Genomic DNA, 15,794 nt, shown 5'->3' with positions numbered 1-15,794 from the left:
GCAAAGCTGGCGAATTGGGGCAAGGGCAATGCGGATGAACGGCACGCGATCTTCCCCTGATTGGCAATCGGCGATGGAGCGGGCGCGTGCGTATTCGCCTTTCCTGTGCAACGCTTTGGAGCGCCAACCCGAATTGGCCGAGCTACTTGCTAATGGGCATGGCGAGGAAGCGTTGGAGTGGGCCAAGCAGGCTGGCGATGGTGTCTCCGATATCGGCGTGAGCCTAAGGCGCGAGCGGTTGGCATATTCCACAGCGCTGGCGATTGGCGATATGGCGGGCGAATTCCCTGTCGGGCGTGTGATGACCGAACTTTCAGCGTTGGCTGATCGCGCGCTAGATACGGCGATTTCGGCTGCGATTAGGCGCCGTGTGCCCGATGCCGAGCCTGTGGGGATGATTGGCATTGCGTTGGGTAAGCATGGTGCGTGCGAGCTCAATTACAGTTCGGATATCGATCCGATCTTGCTGTTTGATCCGGAAACTTTGCCGCGCAGAGAGCGCGACGAACCGGGCGAGGCGGCGCAGCGCTACGCGCGGGAAATTGTCCAACTGCTATCAAACAATACGGCGGAAGGGTTTGTCTTTCGCGTGGATCTGCGATTGCGGCCTGCTTCTGAAGTCAGCCCTTTGGCGATCCCCTTGAATGCTGCGCTGACACATTATGAATCGTCGGCTTTGGCGTGGGAGCGGGCTGCTTTTATCCGGTCTCGGGCGGCATCGGGCGACATCGAAGCTGGCGAGGAGTTTCTTGAATCGATCCGGCCTTTTGTCTGGCGGCGCAGCCTTGATTTCGGAGCTATCGAAGAGATCGGCCGTCTAACCGCACAAATCCGCACCACCCATGCAGGGCCAAGCGAACCGCAGCCCGGGTTTAACATAAAACAGGGGCGCGGCGGCATTCGCGAGGTCGAATTCTACACTCAAACGCACCAGTTAATCCATGGTGGGCGCAATCCATCCCTGCGGCTTCGCGGAACGCGTGCAGCGCTCGATGCTCTGGCGGCAGCAGAGATCATTAGTCCCGCTGATGCCGAGGAATTGGGCGTGTCTTATGATCGGTTGCGCACAATCGAGCATCGACTGCAAATGGTGAACAACCATCAGACGCATTCGTTGCCTGAAGGTGAAGCGCTGGAGAATGTTGCCAGGCTGGGCGGATATGATGATGCGAAAGCGCTGCTCGATGATTTGCGCGACATAACCGGTCAAGTGGCAGCGCATTTCGACGCATTGATCGATGTCGATGGCTCGCGGAGTGTCGCGGTGCCGGGCGGCGATACATTGAAGGACAATCTCGACCAGCTTGGCTTTCCGGATCCCGCTGAATTGGCCGCACGGATCCGTGCATGGAGCGACGGGAAGATCAGAGCGTTGCGCAGTCCAGCCGCGATTGCAGCGTTTGAGGCGATATTGCCTGCATTGCTCGAGGCGCTGTCAGAGGCGACTAACCCCAAGCGCGCACTCCTTCGGTGGGAGAGTTTCCTGAGTAAAACACCAAGCGCGATCAATCTCTTCCGCTTGCTTGAGGCTCGCCCGGGACTGTTCGACCAGTTGGTGCGCATCCTGACGCTAGCTGATCCGTTGGCCGATGAGCTGAGCAGACGGCCAGAACTGCTCGACAGCTTGATTGATCGCAGCGCGCTTGATCTTCCGGGCGATGTTGACGCGCTCAAGAGCAGTATGACTCAAGCCGAGGCTGGAGACGACTACGAACGCATTCTTGATCGCATCCGTATCGTTACGGGCGAAAAGCGCTTCGCGATGGGCGTGCAATTGATCGAGGCGGCACAGGACCCGCTGGACCTCGCCGCAGGTCTTTCTCACGTTGCGGAAGCCTCGCTTTCGGTTGCTGCGCAAGCTGCGCGCGCTGACTTTGCGCAGACGCATGGGTTGATCGAAGACAGCGAACTTGCAATCATTGGTCTCGGTCGGCTAGGCGGCGGAGCGCTGACCCATGCCTCCGATCTTGATATTATCTATCTGTTCAGCGGGTCGCATGCGCCGGAATCCAATGGCCCGCGACCGCTTGGCGCGACGCTCTACTACAACCGGCTGGCGCAGCGCGTGAGTGCCGCGCTCAGCGTACCTACAGCGCAGGGCGCGCTCTATGAAGTCGATACACGCTTGAGGCCGCAGGGCGCGCAGGGACCGCTTGCTGTCAGCATTGAGAGCTTTGCCAAATATCAGCGCGAGGATGCGTGGACTTGGGAGCATATGGCGCTGACGCGCGCGCGCGTTCTTGTCGGCCCGCCCGAGGCGAAGGCCAACCTCGAGACCATCATTGCTTCGGTGCTTGACCAGCCACGCGACCCCAATGTGCTGCGCAAAGATGTGCTGAAGATGCGTGATGAAATGGCGGCGCACAAACCCGCGAAAGGCCCGCTGGACGCCAAGCTCTCACGCGGAGGTTTGGTCGATCTTGAATTCCTTGTGCATTACCTGCAGCTCAGGGACCGCGTGGCATTCACGCCCGATCTACGAGGAGCAATTGCGGCGCTGACGGAACAAAAGCTGGTACCCGATGCTTTGAGTGATGCGCATGATCTAATGACCCGCCTGCTGGTGTCTGCTCGATTGCTTGCTCCAGATGGAGTGAAGCCTGCTTCGAGTGCTGCCGTAGCACTCGCTAAGGCTTGCAAGTGTGCGGACTACTCCGATCTATTGCGCAGGTTCAGCGAAGCGCGGCAGATTGTCGCGGCAAGCTGGAAAGAGATTTTTGATGTTAAACTGGAGACGCCCGAATGACTGAAGCTGGTTCGACGATGCCCGATATTCCAATGGAAACGCCCGATGGCGGAACTGTGAAAGCGTCCGATTTCAAAGGGCAAAAATTGGTCTTGTTCTTCTATCCCAAGGACAACACCCCCGGCTGCACCAATGAAGCGAAGGATTTCTCCGCTCTCAAAGCCGATTTTGAGAAGGCTGGTGCGACCATTCTCGGTATCAGCAAATGTTCGCCGAAGAAGCACCAGAACTTCATCGCCAAACATGATCTGACAGTTGCTTTGGCGACTGACGCTGAAGAAGGCGGCCTGTCTGACGAGCTCGGCATCTGGACTGAGAAGAAGATGTACGGAAAAACCTATATGGGCATGGTTCGCACAACTTATTTGGTCGATGAAAGCGGCAAAATCGCGCAGGTCTGGCCCAAAGTGAACGTCAAAGGCCATGCCGCCGAAGTGCTTGAGGCTGCCCAAGCTCTTTGACCGATACCAGACCATCTCTGAGTGCCGCGATCAGTGCTGCATTGCTAACCGCTGATCCGCGCGCCAAAGTGATGGCCGCCCGCGATGCCGCGCGCAATTGGCGTTTGGGCAGGCTGAGTTTTGGGTTTGAAACAGCGATGCCCGACCGGCCTTCTTGGCCAAACGAGCCCGAGCTACTGGACCCGCGCAATATGCCGCGCCGGGGTAAGGGTGGTTCTGAAAAAGGACGACTGGCCCTGTGGCATGCGCTGGCACATATCGAATTCGTCGCGATTGATCTTGCGCTCGATATGGCAGGGCGGTTTGGCGGCAAGTTGGGGGAAGAGTTCGTTTCTGACTTTATGTCGGTGGCGGCGGACGAGGCGATGCATTTTGCGATCCTCGACCGGAAACTGCGCCGCCTTGGCAGCCATTATGGGGCGCTTCCAGCGCATGCTGGCCTTTGGGAAACTGCCGAGCGCACATCGCATGATGTGGCAGCGAGATTGGCCATTGTGCCGATGGTTCTTGAAGCGCGCGGTCTTGATGTCACTCCCGCAACGCTGGAGCGTGTGCGTTCGCAAGGAGACGAGGATGGTGCCAAGATACTGAGTCGTATCCTTGACGATGAAATCCGACATGTCGCAATTGGCACCAAGCATTTCGTCGCAATCTGTGCGGAAAACGCAGAATCACCCGAAAAACGTTGGAAATCCTTGGTTCGGGAGCATTTTAGAGGGGGGCTAAAGGCTCCATTTAACGACTCAGCGCGTCTTGCAGCCGGTTTGTCGCGGGACTTCTATGCGGAGCTTGCCACGTAAAATTTTGTATCCATAACCCACAATCAACGAAACAAAGGATGGTTCCCATTCGCGTTTCTAACAGTTTCGGGCAGTCCTCCCTTGGGGGGTCGGGTTGCTTCAACAGGGATCCTCATTGGTGCGAAAGTACCAGATAAAAAGGACGGTTTGTGGTCGTATCAATGTTTAAGCGTGGTTTCGCAAAAGCGGCACTTTGTGTGGCAGGCTTTGCGGTAATGGGTGCAAGCCCGGCCATAGCCAACACCTCTGCGGCAACGGCTGAATTGCCAGCGCCAGTGCGCAACGCAGAAAAATCCTCGATCACCGGTAGTGACGAGAATTTCAAACAGCTTTTCGCGCAGTGGGAATCGCTTGATGGCGATGACAAAGCAGCGCCAGCGCCAGTAACCAAAGTATCTATCCCTTCGCGGATGCCTTTGGATAACGCACGATTGAGCAGTGGTTTTGGCATGCGCACACACCCCGTCATTGGTGGCCGCCGCGCGCACAAAGGTATCGATCTGGCCGCGCCAACCGGCACGCCAATTTATGCCACTGCTGACGGTATCGTGAGCAAGGCAGAGCGTTTCAGCAGCTACGGCCTGTATGTTTCGATGGAACACGGGGCAGGCGTTCAAACCCGCTTCGCGCACATGTCGCGGATCGCCGTTGCCAATGGGCAGAATGTTAAAAAGGGCGACATTATCGGTTATGTCGGTTCAACCGGTCGCTCGACTGGGCCGCATCTCCACTATGAAGTTCGTGTCGAGGGCAAAGCGGTCAACCCGATTCCTTATATGGTAGAAACTAAGGCGCAGCAGGCAGCGGCTAAGCCTGCCGAAGAAGCCGGTCGCGGCGGACAGTAAGCACAGCGATTTTCTAGTTAGGCATCGGGAGAGGGTGTCTAAGGGGGCTGCGGAGCGATCTGCGGCCCCTTTTCTTTGGCGATTCCTCTTGCCCGCGCTGCACGCGTGAATAGGATGCATTTCAGAGAGGAACTGAAAAACCATGCATCCCATTCAATTCGCGCAAAGCAGGCCCGACCATCCCGCCATTATTATGGCTGGCAGCGGCGAAACCGTAACGTATCGCGAAATGGACGAAGCCGCGAACCGCATCGCGCACTGGCTGCGTTCGCAAGGTTTGAAAGAGGGTGAGGCGTTTGGCGTTCTTATGGAGAACAACGCCCGCTATCATGAGATGTATTGGGCCTCGCAGCGTGCAGGTACGGTGCTGGTTCCGATCTCAACTCATCTGACCGCTTCTGAGATCCTCTACATCCTAGACGATAGCGACGCGAAGCTGTTGATCTCGACGCGCAAATTTGATGCTGTGACTGACATCGTTCGCTCCGAACGTAGCGAGCTGGGCCTGTTGATCTTCGGTGTGGATGCTGAAGAGACATTGGCTGCACAACCGTCTGATCCGATTGCCGATCAAAGCGTTGGCCGGGTGATGCTGTATAGTTCCGGAACCACCGGCAGGCCCAAGGGTATTCTTCCTGCGCCGCCCGAAGATCCGGCGGTTGAAGCGCCTACACCATTGATGGGGCTTGCGACGATGGGCTTCCAGATCAAGGGTGACGGTAGCTGCGTCTATCTATCGCCTGCGCCGCTCTATCATGCGGCACCGCTCGGTTGGTCGAGCACGATCCACCGGCTTGGTGGCACTGTGGTGGTGATGGAGAAATTCGACCCTGAAGGCGCTCTCGCGACGATCGAGAAGTACGGCATTACCGACAGCCAATGGGTGCCAACGCATTTCGTCCGGATGCTCAAATTGCCCGAGGATATTCGCAGCAAATACGACCTCTCAACCCACAAAGGCGCATTGCACGCCGCCGCGCCATGCCCGGTCGATATCAAGAAAGAGATGATCGAATGGTGGGGTCCGATCATCTTTGAATATTACGCGGGTAGCGAAGGCAATGGCATGACCATGGTCGGCAGCGCGGATTGGATGACTCATCAGGGCACCGTTGGCCGGGCTATTCTCGGCACGATCCATATTTGCGATGATAATGGCGATGAAGTGCCTGCCGGCGAAGAAGGCGTTGTCTTCTTCGAGAGCCCCTATCCATTCCAATACCACAAGGACGCGGACAAAACGAAAGAAGCGACCCACCCCAAAGGATGGACCACCCTCGGCGATATTGGAAAGCTGGATGAGGAAGGCTTTCTTTATCTGACCGACCGCCGTTCCAACATGATCATATCGGGCGGGGTGAACATCTATCCGCAAGAGGTCGAGAACCTGCTTATCACGCATGACAAGGTGATGGATGCTGCCGTGATCGGTGCGCCATGTCCCGAAATGGGTGAGAAGGTGGTTGCTGTGGTGCAGCCGGTTTCGATGGATGGTGCTGATGAAGCCTTGGAAGCGGAACTAACCGACTTCCTGTCTGGCGAATTGGCGCGCCTCAAGATGCCGCGCATCTTTGACTTTCGTCCCGAGCTTCCGCGTGAAGCCAATGGCAAGCTCTATAAGCGCAAGCTGAAAGACGAGTACCAGCAGGCTGCGGAGGCGAACTAACGTGGCGGGCGAAGCTGTGATCCAAGGCGATCTGGCGCGTGCGGTGATTGATCCGGCATCGTATGCCGAATGGGATACGCTGTTGGATACGTTCGATCATCTTCGCTCGGAGCATGGCGTGGTCAAAGTGCTGCCCGATGCAGAGGGCGTATTTGACCCGTTCTGGTTGATCACATCCTATGATGATGTGATGCGTATTTCGAAGGATAACCAGACTTTCCTCAATCATCCGCGCACAGTCGTATTCTCGCTCAATGAAGGTATTGAATTTGCCAAGGCGATGACTGGCGGCAGCCCGCATATGGTTGCCAGCCTGGTTACTTTCGATGCGCCGATTCATATGAAGTACCGCAAGCTGACGCAGGAATGGTTCATGCCTAAGAACCTGCGTTCGGTTGAGGATGAGATTCGCGCGCTTGCAGACAAGACCGTCCAGAAACTGGTCAGTGCCGGTCCTGAAGTTGATTTCGTTCCGCTCGTCTCGGCACCCTATCCGCTACATGTGGTGATGCAGATCATGGGCGTACCCGAGGAGGACGAACCGCGCATGCTGATGCTCACGCAGCAAATGTTTGGCGGGCAGGATGATGATCTCAACCAGTCGGGTATGAAGAACATGACGCCCGAGCAGATCACTCAACTGGTTGCGGGGGCGGTAGCTGACTTCGAGAAGTATTTCGCTGGGATTACCGCGGAGAAACGCGCCAGCCCAACGGGCGATGTTGCGAGTACAATCGCCAATGCGACCGTGGATGGTGAGCCGCTTAACGACCGCGATATGATGGGCTATTACATCATTCTGGCAGCCGCAGGGCATGACACCACTTCTGCCTCGACAGCAGGCGCGATGCTTGCCTTGGCGCAAGACCCGGAGCAGTTCGTACGAGTCAAAGCCGACCGTTCATTGCTACCGGGCATTGTTGAAGAGGCGATCCGTTGGACCAGCCCGGTGCAGCATTTCATGCGCACCGCGGCTGAAGACACAGAGATCGGCGGCCAGCAGATCAAGAAAGATGATTGGCTGATGATCAATTATGTCGCTGCCAATCACGACCCTGCGCAATTCGACGATCCGCGCCGCTTCGATGCCGCGCGCAGTCCCAACCGGCATCTGGCTTTCGGGGCGGGCGCGCATCAATGCCTCGGCCTCCATCTGGCGCGGCTGGAAATGCGCATCTTGTTTGAAGCACTGCTCGACCGGCTCGACAGCATCGAACTGGCGGGTGAACCGCTTCGTTCCAAATCCACATTCGTCGGCGGGCTCAAAACCCTGCCGCTTCGCATTGCTCCCTCTCGCAAGAAAACACATGACTGACCCTCTCGATTTCTCCGGCAAAACTGCTCTCGTTGTTGGAGGATCAAGCGGGATCGGCAATGGAATGGCGCAGGCTTTCCGCGCGGCGGGTGCTGAAGTGCATGTCTGGGGCACGCGTGCAAGCGCGGCGGATTATGCGGAAGAAGAAGGCTCCGACCTTACCGGCCTGCATTACACCCATGTCGATGTGTCCGACCCCGAAGCCATAGATGCGGCGCCGGCGATCGACCGGCTCGATACGCTGATCCTGTGCCAAGGCGCTGTGCAATATGGTCGCGGTGAATTTACGCGGGAGGGTTGGCATAAGGTCGTCGATGTGAACCTCACATCAGTCATGGATTGCGGGCGCAAATTCCATCCCGCGCTGAAAGAGGCGGATGGGTCGCTGCAAATTATCAGTTCTACCGCAGCTTTCCATGCGACAATCGGCAATCCGGCCTATGGCGCGAGCAAGGCCGCCGCCGTTGCGCTTGTCCGCAACTTAGCTGCTGCTTGGGCACGCGATGGCATTCGGGTCAACGGCATCGCACCCGGCTTCGTCAAAACGAAGATGACTAAAGTCACCTTCGATGATGAGGAGCGCACCGAACAGGCCATCAGCAAAATTCCGCTCCGCCGGACCGGGGACCCCGCTGAGTTGGCGAGCGCAGCGCTTTTTCTCGCCTCTCCGATGGCATCCTATATTCTCGGCCAAACGCTGGTCGTCGATGGCGGGCTGACGCTGACTTAGGATTGTCAGAAAATATCCCTAAGCGTTTGACATAGAGTCATAAATCGACAGCCACGAATCCGATTTTCCTACCAATTTGGTCCGGATTGTGTTATATAATGTCGCATGATGAAAATGATTGAACAGGGGAGACCCGAACTCGGAAGCGAGTTCTTGGGTATGATTTCGTGAGCCTATTTGCCGACCATAACCTGCCATTTGCGGTAGCACTTGGCATCATGATCTTGTTGGCGGCTGCTCAGGTATTGGGCGTGAGTGATCTGCTGGACGGTACCGATGCGGACGTTGACATTGATGTTGATATGGACGTCGATCTCGATGCCGATGTTTCGAGCGTAGGCGCGGTCGACGGATTGATGAGCATGATCGGTCTTGGCCGCGTGCCCTTCACCATCTGGCTCGCGAGCTTTCTATTCATCTTTGCGGGTATTGGTGTGAGCACTCAACTTTTCGCTGAGAACCTTACCGGTTCGCCGCTCTATGTTTGGCTCGCCGCATTGATTTCTGGCGGCGCAGCGCTGCCTGTCAACGGCATCGTCGCTCGACCGCTTGGGGCTATTCTGCCGCAGGATGAAACGACAGCGGTATCGGTTAAGACTTTGGTCGGCCGCCGCGCGGAAGTCCTAGATGGGACCGCGCGCGTTGGTTCGCCTGCTCGTGCTCGCGTGCGCGACTATCATGGCCAAGCGCATAATGTGATGGTCGAACCGCACAACGAGAAAGAAGAAATTCAGGCGGGTGAAACCGTCCTGCTGGTCCGCCGCGAGGGCGCGACTTTTTACGCCAGCCGGCTCGAGGAGCCACGGCTTGCACCCACTCAGTAGAAGAAAAGAGAATATATGGAGAGTTTGACAACAATTGGAATTTGGGCGGGATCGGGCTTTGCTTTCCTGCTGGTGATCGGTTTTACAATCACGCGCCTGTATCGCCGCGCGACCAAGGAAATTGGTTTCGTCCGTACAGGCTTTGGCGGTGAGAAAGTGGTCATGAATGGCGGCGCATTGGTGCTGCCGGTCCTGCATGAAACCATGCCGGTCAATATGAACACGGTGCGGCTCGCGGTTGAACGCAAAAACGCGGACGCGCTGATTACACTCGATCGCTTACGGATCGATGTGAAGGCGGAATTCTATGTCCGCGTGCGCCCCGATAGCGAGGCGATTGCAATGGCAGCGCAGACGCTGGGTCTTCGGACAATGCACCCAGAGGCTCTGAAAGACCTCGTTGAGGGTAAGTTTGTTGATGCGCTGCGTTCGGTCGCGGCGGGTATGAGCATGAATGAGCTTCATGAGCAACGCGCTGACTTCGTGCAGAAAGTGCAGCAAGTGTCGTCTAACGACCTTGCGATGAACGGTCTGGAGCTGGAATCGGTTTCACTGACCGGTCTCGACCAAACCTCTATCGAGCATTTCAACGCCAATAACGCGTTTGACGCCGAAGGTTTGACCAAGCTGACCGAGCAGATCGAACTGCGCAAGAAGGCGCGAAACGACATCGAGCAGGACACGCGCGTCCAGATGGAAACGAAGAACCTTGAAGCCGATCAAGCGAGCTTTGAAATTGGGCGTGACAATGAGTTTGCCCGGCTGGAGCAAGAGCGTGAAGTTGAAATGCGCCGCGCTAAGCAATCTTCCGAAGTCGCCCGTGAGCAAGCAGAGCGTAACCGCGAAGCTGAAGCCGCGCGGATTACCGCGAAGAAGGAAGTCGACGCCCAGCAGATTGAAGCTGACCGGACGGTTGAAGAGGCCCGGATCGATCAGGTTCGTGCTCTGGAGATCGCGCGTCAGGAACAGCAGATTGCTGTCCAGAACAAGTCACGTGAGGAAAGCCAAGCGAAAGCCGAAGCCGATGCTGCACGTGCGACTGCGGTTGCAGCCGAGGAAGGCGTCTTGACCGCTCGGGAAACCGAGATTGCCGATCGTGATAAGCGGATCGAACTGATCGAGGCCGCCAAGATTGCCGAACGTGATGCGATCCAGGTTAAGGTTGAGGCAGAGGCTGAGAAGGATGCTGCGGCAAACCGCGCTGAAGCCATCCGTTTGGAAGCCAGCGGTGAAGCCGAAGCTGAAAAGCTCCGCGCCGAAGCTGCCCGGATCCGCTTCGAAGTCGAAGCTGCCGGTCAGCAAGCGATCAACGAAGCGGCCAACATTCTGTCGATGGATCAGATCAGCTTGCAGACCAAGCTGGCTCTGCTCAAGGTGCTGCCCGAAGTCATCAAGGAAAGCGCCAAGCCGATGGAGGCAATCGACTCGATCAAGATCGTTCAGGTCGACGGGCTCACCCAAAATGGCGGCGGCGGTTCAGCCGGGGCAGCTGGAGCCGGAGGCGGATCGGGCAACCTTGCCACCGACGCTCTTTCAGCGGCTCTGTCGTACCGCGCACAGGCACCGGTCCTCGACGGGCTGATGCAAGAGCTTGGGCTTGATGGCTCCTCGCTCAACGGTCTTGTCAAAGGTCCGGCGGTTGAAGAAGGCGCGGCTTCGCTTTCCGATGTTATTGCGGATGTGCAAGAACAGGTTGTCGAAGCCGGGGCCAAACGTGCCTCCAAGCCCGCAAGCAAGGGCAAAGGTTCAGCCGGATCTGATAGTTCGGCTAACTAAGGCACCGCACTATTCAGGCGATTTTTACCCCTCCTGCTTATTCTATCGGAAGAGCAGGAGGGGTTTCTTATGGGCGCTTGGGGTGCCAGATCGTTCGAGAATGACACTGCGCTGGATTTCGTCGATGAAATCGACAGCGTTCAAGTCATTGCGGCCGCGTTTGACGGTTCTGGCTGGGGAGCGTTGATCGACGCCGATTGTGCCTGCCGGATAGTGGTCGCAGCCGAATGTGTTGCCGCAATGCGCGGGCATCGGTCCAAGTCCATGCCCGATGGCTTGTCCAAGATCGTGGATGATCTCGGCAAACCGTCAGCCGAACTTCTTGATCTTGCTCGCGATTCGGTTTCGGCGGTGGTCAGTTACAGTGAGTTGACAGAGCTTTGGGCTGATGCCGAAGAATCCGGGGACTTCAATCGGGCTATAACGGAGCTGATTGATCGTCTCAGCAAACCCGAACAGCCGGCCTCAAAGTCGAGCACGCCTAAACCCCAATCCAATTCGTCGCCCTGTTTGTTCTGCGATGAGCCAATGGGGACCGAGTTCAGTGCGATCGATATCACGCTGAACGCCGATCAGAATCTCGGAATGTCGCATGGCGGATCAGCGCATCTGGCGTGCCTTAACGCTGCGCTGCATCCAAAACACATCATCCAAAATTGGAATTTCGATGATGCTGAGATCGATGCGATGGCTGACAAATTGCTTCGTGGTGAAGCGCTGGGGCCTGAGGATTGATCCACCAGCCGCCTATTTCAGAAGTTTGTGCGCCATTGCGCGGACATCATTGCCCATATCGTCGCGCTCCAACGCAAGCGCCAGCGTTGCTTCGACAAAGCCGAGCTTGCTTCCGCAATCGAACCGGCGGCCTTCGAAAGTCACCGCATTGAACGGCTGATCGCCGATCATCTTGGCCATGGCGTCGGTCAGCTGGATCTCTCCGCCTGCGCCCTTTTCTTGGTTCTCAAGCGTGCGCATGACTTCTGGCTGCAGGATATAACGGCCCGAGACGATCTTGTTTGACGGTGCTTGATCGACGGGGGGTTTTTCGACCAGCCCTTTGACTTCGGTCAGCGAACCGCTCTCTGTACCCGGGTCGATCACGCCGTAGCTGCTGACTTCCTCATGCGGCACTTCCAGCACACTGATCAGATTGCCGCCGACTTCATTGTAGGCCTCGACCATTTGCTTCATACAGCCCGTTCCGCCGCCTTGCTGCGCTACCATCAATTCGTCGGGAAGCAGGATCGCGAAGGGTTCATCGCCCACAATTGCGCGCGCGCACCAGATCGCGTGGCCAAGACCAAGAGGGACCTGCTGGCGGACTGTAATGATATCGCCCGGAGTCGCGCGGGTCGCTTCAAGCACGGACATGTCTTTGCCGCGTTCGCCCATGGTGGACTCGAGCTCGTAGGCGATGTCGAAATGTTCGACGATCGCGGTTTTGCCGCGCCCCGTAACAAAAATGATCTGCTCGATCCCGGCCTCACGCGCTTCATCGACCGCATATTGGATCAAAGGCCGGTCGACGATTGGGAGCAATTCCTTGGGGATGGCCTTGGTGGCGGGAAGGAAGCGGGTACCGAGACCTGCAACGGGAAACACGGCTTTTTTGATTGGTTTGTGTTCAGTCATTCCGAAGCGATACGTCCGGCGAGTCTACGCCGTCAACATTGCTGATCAGGAAAGCTACACCATCCCTTGCCCCCGCTGTCATTCTGGCTAAACCGCGTGGATGGACAAGATACTCATTCAGGGCGGAAAACGCCTTTCCGGCACTATTCCGATTTCCGGCGCGAAAAATGCAGCGCTGACATTGATACCCTGTGCGCTGCTGACTGAAGAACCGCTAACGCTGCGCAACTTGCCGCGTCTGGCTGATATTGATGGCTTCCAGCATTTGATGACGCAGTTTGGTGTGTCGACGAGCATTCGCGGCAACCGGCCTGAAGATTTCGGCCGGATGGTGACTTATGAAGCGGCGCGACTGACTTCGACTGTCGCGCCATATGATCTGGTTCGTAAAATGCGGGCTTCGATTCTCGTTCTGGGCCCAATGCTCGCGCGTGCTGGAGAAGCGACCGTCTCAATGCCCGGCGGTTGCGCTATTGGTAACCGGCCCATCGATTTGCACCTGAAAGCTATCGAAGCGATTGGCGGCGAGATTGAACTGGCCGCAGGTTATGTTCGTGCGCACGCGCCCGATGGCGGGTTACCTGGCGGCGATTTTGATTTTCCGGTTGTGTCAGTTGGCGCGACGGAAAATGCTCTGATGACTGCGGTGCTTGCAAGCGGCACAAGCCGCTTCAGCAATGCCGCGCGTGAACCGGAGATTGGCGATCTGTGCAATCTGCTGGTTGCAATGGGCGCGGAGATTGAAGGGATCGGTACATCTGATCTGACAATCCACGGAGTTAAGAAGCTCAACGGCGCGACGTACAAGGTGATGGCTGACCGGATCGAAGCGGGCTCTTATGCATGTGCGGCGGCAATTACTGGCGGCGAAGTCATGCTTGAGGGGGCAAAAGCTGACGAGATGATGGCGACGCTGAAAGCGCTAGAAGCCATCGGCGTTGAGTATGAAGCGGTGAAGGATGGCGTGAAGATTGCTGCCAACGGTCCACTCAAAGCAACCAATTTGACCACTGCACCTTATCCCGGCCTCGCCACGGATATGCAGGCGCAGTTGATGGCGCTGCTCTGCAAAGCTGAGGGTACCAGTGTGCTGACGGAAACGATTTTCGAAAATCGCTTCATGCATGTGCCTGAACTTAACCGGATGAGCGCCGATATCGAAACCGATGGTCGTAAAGCAGTGGTAACCGGCGTCGATACGCTAACCGGTGCCGAAGTGATGGCCACCGATCTGCGCGCCTCGATGAGCCTCGTGATTGCGGGGCTTGCAGCCGAAGGCGAAACGCAGGTTCGCCGCCTGTATCACTTGGATCGTGGCTATGAGCGCTTGGAAGAGAAGCTCGCTTTAGTCGGTGCTGATATTGAACGCGTCGGGGACGAATAAGGAGGGCGGAAGCGCGTAGGCCTCCGCCCGCTATATCTCATTCTCCAGTGTTATCCCCGTCTTCAACCGGAATCGTATTCTTCGCTTCAAACTCAGAGCCAACGCCCAGTGCATGACTGATAGCCACCCTGCGCATCGGCTCGGTTGATCCTTGTTCGAAGCTGTACGACGTCGGATTGTGGCAAGTGAAGCAGTTGAGCTGATCGCCTGTCCCGGGTGCCTGCATGAAGGTTTCCGCAGTCATGTTTGCCAGCGCCTCGCTGCCCTGAGCAATGCCTTTCCAGTTGAAGTTCTTGTTCTGGATGTTGGCATTGTCAGCGGTGTAGACGTCCGGCTTGAACCACACCGTACCAACCAGGAAATAGTCTTGGAAAGGCGAGTTCTCGTTCTTGAACTCTGTCATAGATGCGGAGTTTACGGCTGCAATATTGGCCGGACCGTTCTCCTGATTTTCGCCGCCAGTGCGGTTCATCTGGACCACTTGTGTAACTGGTGAGAAAGTTTGCGATGCCTCGTCAAATTTCAGAACGGCAGCACTGTCATTCTTGACCAGGATCTTGTCAGCAGCGAACGGTGTGCCTGCGTCGTAGAAAGTATAATCTTCATCTACGCTTTGGTCGCCATAGGCAAAGGTACCATCCGGTACAGACGGTGAATTGCGAACATGCTCGAATGTAGCCCAAACCATCTCGGGGTGGTTCTCGATATAGGCAACTACGTGCAGCCCGACGAGCGCAACGGTGACAGTGGTGAACGTGCCGCTCGATTTGGCGATACAGGTTGTTCCGGTGCAATCATTCTCCAGCACTGGGACTTGGGCCTGCGTTGTGTAAGCACCTGCAGGCGCCGTTTCGCCATCGGCAAGGCGATACCATGTCGCTTTGAACACTGCCGAGCCGCAATTGAAATAATATGCGTTGCCAGCGCCGCCGCATTCTTCGCCGGAGCCGGTGTCCTTACCGGCATTCGCGGCATAGGCGCCGCCTTCGACCATATTGGCCTTGGCGGTTTGTAAATAGGAATCGTTCATATGGACTGAGGCGTAAACGGGGTAGCCGTTGCCGCCGACCAGCATATTGCCATCGGCCTCGGTAATTGCGCCAGCATTCTCGCCCGTTGGCATAGCGTGCGGCTTGTTTGAGTGGGCGCCCAAGCGCAGCATACCGTCCGAGGAACTGGTGTCAGAAGTCAGCGCATCGAGTGTTGCCATCGTCATAAAGCGCGGGGTTCCGTCGATCTCGGCGGTTGCCCAAGCGAAGGCTTCCCATGACCATTCATGAAAATCGCAATCGACAGCCGTATCGCTAAAGCTCGTCGGCAATTTCGCGTCAGCTTCGAAATAAGTCGGGAGATTTTCCGACCAGCCGAGCCGATTGGGGCAATCCAAAGCGCTTGCCGCGAGTGTTTCGGTATCATCGCTGGCACTGGGTGTGCAGGCCGATACGGCCACGAAACTGGTCAATGCCAGGGCTAATGCCCAGCCCTTCACATTCTCGACAAAATTGGAAAACCGCATGATCAACACTCCCCTAATTGTGTTCTGAAAAATACAAAAAGTACTTGTCGCTTTCAGGGTAATACTGATCTCACTATATCTAATCGGATAGTATAAAAC

13 protein-coding genes are annotated in these 15,794 nt (G+C 56.6%); 11 read left to right on the top strand and 2 right to left on the bottom strand.

Annotated elements, in window-relative coordinates; translation table 11 throughout:
• Window positions 1-34: 34 nt before the first annotated feature.
• The 10 genes from J9777_RS11460 (at window position 35) to J9777_RS11415 (ending at window position 11,898) form a co-directional block, all read left to right on the top strand.
• Window positions 35-2,746 carry a bifunctional [glutamine synthetase] adenylyltransferase/[glutamine synthetase]-adenylyl-L-tyrosine phosphorylase gene (locus J9777_RS11460; RefSeq protein ID WP_209348960.1) on the top strand — a complete coding sequence of 904 codons (2,712 nt, stop codon included), beginning with the start codon at window positions 35-37 and terminating at the stop codon, window positions 2,744-2,746.
• Window positions 2,743-3,207, top strand: coding sequence for a peroxiredoxin (locus J9777_RS11455; RefSeq protein ID WP_209348959.1), 465 nt, complete (start codon window positions 2,743-2,745; stop codon window positions 3,205-3,207). Before J9777_RS11460 ends, J9777_RS11455 begins: the two co-directional genes overlap by 4 nt.
• Window positions 3,204-4,007 carry a ferritin-like domain-containing protein gene (locus tag J9777_RS11450; RefSeq protein WP_209348958.1) on the top strand — a complete coding sequence of 268 codons (804 nt, stop codon included), beginning with the start codon at window positions 3,204-3,206 and terminating at the stop codon, window positions 4,005-4,007. Before J9777_RS11455 ends, J9777_RS11450 begins: the two co-directional genes overlap by 4 nt.
• Window positions 4,008-4,168: 161 nt before the next feature.
• The gene (locus tag J9777_RS11445; protein WP_209348957.1) at window positions 4,169-4,852 is read left to right on the top strand and encodes a M23 family metallopeptidase; all 684 of its coding nucleotides are present in this window, start codon (window positions 4,169-4,171) and stop codon (window positions 4,850-4,852) included.
• 142 nt (window positions 4,853-4,994) lie between these two features.
• The gene (locus J9777_RS11440; protein WP_209348956.1) at window positions 4,995-6,518 is read left to right on the top strand and encodes an acyl-CoA synthetase; all 1,524 of its coding nucleotides are present in this window, start codon (window positions 4,995-4,997) and stop codon (window positions 6,516-6,518) included.
• A 1-nt stretch (window position 6,519) separates the two neighbouring features.
• Window positions 6,520-7,833 carry a cytochrome P450 gene (locus J9777_RS11435; protein ID WP_209348955.1) on the top strand — a complete coding sequence of 438 codons (1,314 nt, stop codon included), beginning with the start codon at window positions 6,520-6,522 and terminating at the stop codon, window positions 7,831-7,833.
• Window positions 7,826-8,563, top strand: a complete 738-nt coding sequence (locus J9777_RS11430) for an SDR family oxidoreductase (protein ID WP_209348954.1) — start codon at window positions 7,826-7,828, stop codon at window positions 8,561-8,563. Before J9777_RS11435 ends, J9777_RS11430 begins: the two co-directional genes overlap by 8 nt.
• Before the next feature lie 167 nt (window positions 8,564-8,730).
• A complete protein-coding gene (locus tag J9777_RS11425) occupies window positions 8,731-9,387 on the top strand; it encodes a YqiJ family protein (RefSeq protein WP_209348953.1) in 657 nt (218 codons plus the stop codon).
• 15 nt (window positions 9,388-9,402) lie between these two features.
• A complete protein-coding gene (locus tag J9777_RS11420; protein ID WP_209348952.1) occupies window positions 9,403-11,163 on the top strand; it encodes a flotillin domain-containing protein in 1,761 nt (586 codons plus the stop codon).
• 69 nt (window positions 11,164-11,232) lie between these two features.
• The gene (locus J9777_RS11415; RefSeq protein WP_209348951.1) at window positions 11,233-11,898 is read left to right on the top strand and encodes a DUF4259 domain-containing protein; all 666 of its coding nucleotides are present in this window, start codon (window positions 11,233-11,235) and stop codon (window positions 11,896-11,898) included.
• A 12-nt stretch (window positions 11,899-11,910) separates the two neighbouring features.
• Here the strand turns inward: J9777_RS11415 and galU are convergent, their stop codons facing one another.
• The gene (galU, locus tag J9777_RS11410; RefSeq protein ID WP_209348950.1) at window positions 11,911-12,795 is read right to left on the bottom strand and encodes a UTP--glucose-1-phosphate uridylyltransferase GalU; all 885 of its coding nucleotides are present in this window, start codon (window positions 12,793-12,795) and stop codon (window positions 11,911-11,913) included.
• 100 nt (window positions 12,796-12,895) lie between these two features.
• Here galU and murA point away from each other — a divergent pair, with 100 nt between their 5' ends.
• Window positions 12,896-14,179, top strand: a complete 1,284-nt coding sequence (murA, locus tag J9777_RS11405) for a UDP-N-acetylglucosamine 1-carboxyvinyltransferase (protein WP_209348949.1) — start codon at window positions 12,896-12,898, stop codon at window positions 14,177-14,179.
• A gap of 37 nt (window positions 14,180-14,216) precedes the next feature.
• On the opposite strand, the gene J9777_RS11400 is transcribed toward murA, so the two are convergent.
• Window positions 14,217-15,695: a hypothetical protein gene (locus J9777_RS11400; protein ID WP_209348948.1), complete on the bottom strand. Its 1,479-nt coding sequence runs from the start codon at window positions 15,693-15,695 to the stop codon at window positions 14,217-14,219.
• Window positions 15,696-15,794 lie beyond the last annotated feature (99 nt).

It is taken from the genome of Pontixanthobacter sp. CEM42, from assembly GCF_017812015.1.
Lineage (GTDB): Bacteria > Pseudomonadota > Alphaproteobacteria > Sphingomonadales > Sphingomonadaceae > Pontixanthobacter.
This window is presented reverse-complemented; position numbering and strand designations above follow the sequence as displayed.

Excerpts from the sequence above, each read along its gene's own strand:
- J9777_RS11455 (WP_209348959.1), top strand. The coding sequence starts at position 2,743 with ATGACTGAAGCTGGTTCGACGATGCCCGATATTCCAATGGAAACGCCC.
- J9777_RS11415 (WP_209348951.1), top strand. The coding sequence starts at position 11,233 with ATGGGCGCTTGGGGTGCCAGATCGTTCGAGAATGACACTGCGCTGGAT.
- J9777_RS11400 (WP_209348948.1), bottom strand. The coding sequence starts at position 15,695 with ATGCGGTTTTCCAATTTTGTCGAGAATGTGAAGGGCTGGGCATTAGCC.
- J9777_RS11440 (WP_209348956.1), top strand. The coding sequence starts at position 4,995 with ATGCATCCCATTCAATTCGCGCAAAGCAGGCCCGACCATCCCGCCATT.
- J9777_RS11460 (WP_209348960.1), top strand. The coding sequence starts at position 35 with ATGAACGGCACGCGATCTTCCCCTGATTGGCAATCGGCGATGGAGCGG.
- J9777_RS11445 (WP_209348957.1), top strand. The coding sequence starts at position 4,169 with ATGTTTAAGCGTGGTTTCGCAAAAGCGGCACTTTGTGTGGCAGGCTTT.
- J9777_RS11430 (WP_209348954.1), top strand. The coding sequence starts at position 7,826 with ATGACTGACCCTCTCGATTTCTCCGGCAAAACTGCTCTCGTTGTTGGA.
- J9777_RS11420 (WP_209348952.1), top strand. The coding sequence starts at position 9,403 with ATGGAGAGTTTGACAACAATTGGAATTTGGGCGGGATCGGGCTTTGCT.
- murA (WP_209348949.1), top strand. The coding sequence starts at position 12,896 with ATGGACAAGATACTCATTCAGGGCGGAAAACGCCTTTCCGGCACTATT.
- galU (WP_209348950.1), bottom strand. The coding sequence starts at position 12,795 with ATGACTGAACACAAACCAATCAAAAAAGCCGTGTTTCCCGTTGCAGGT.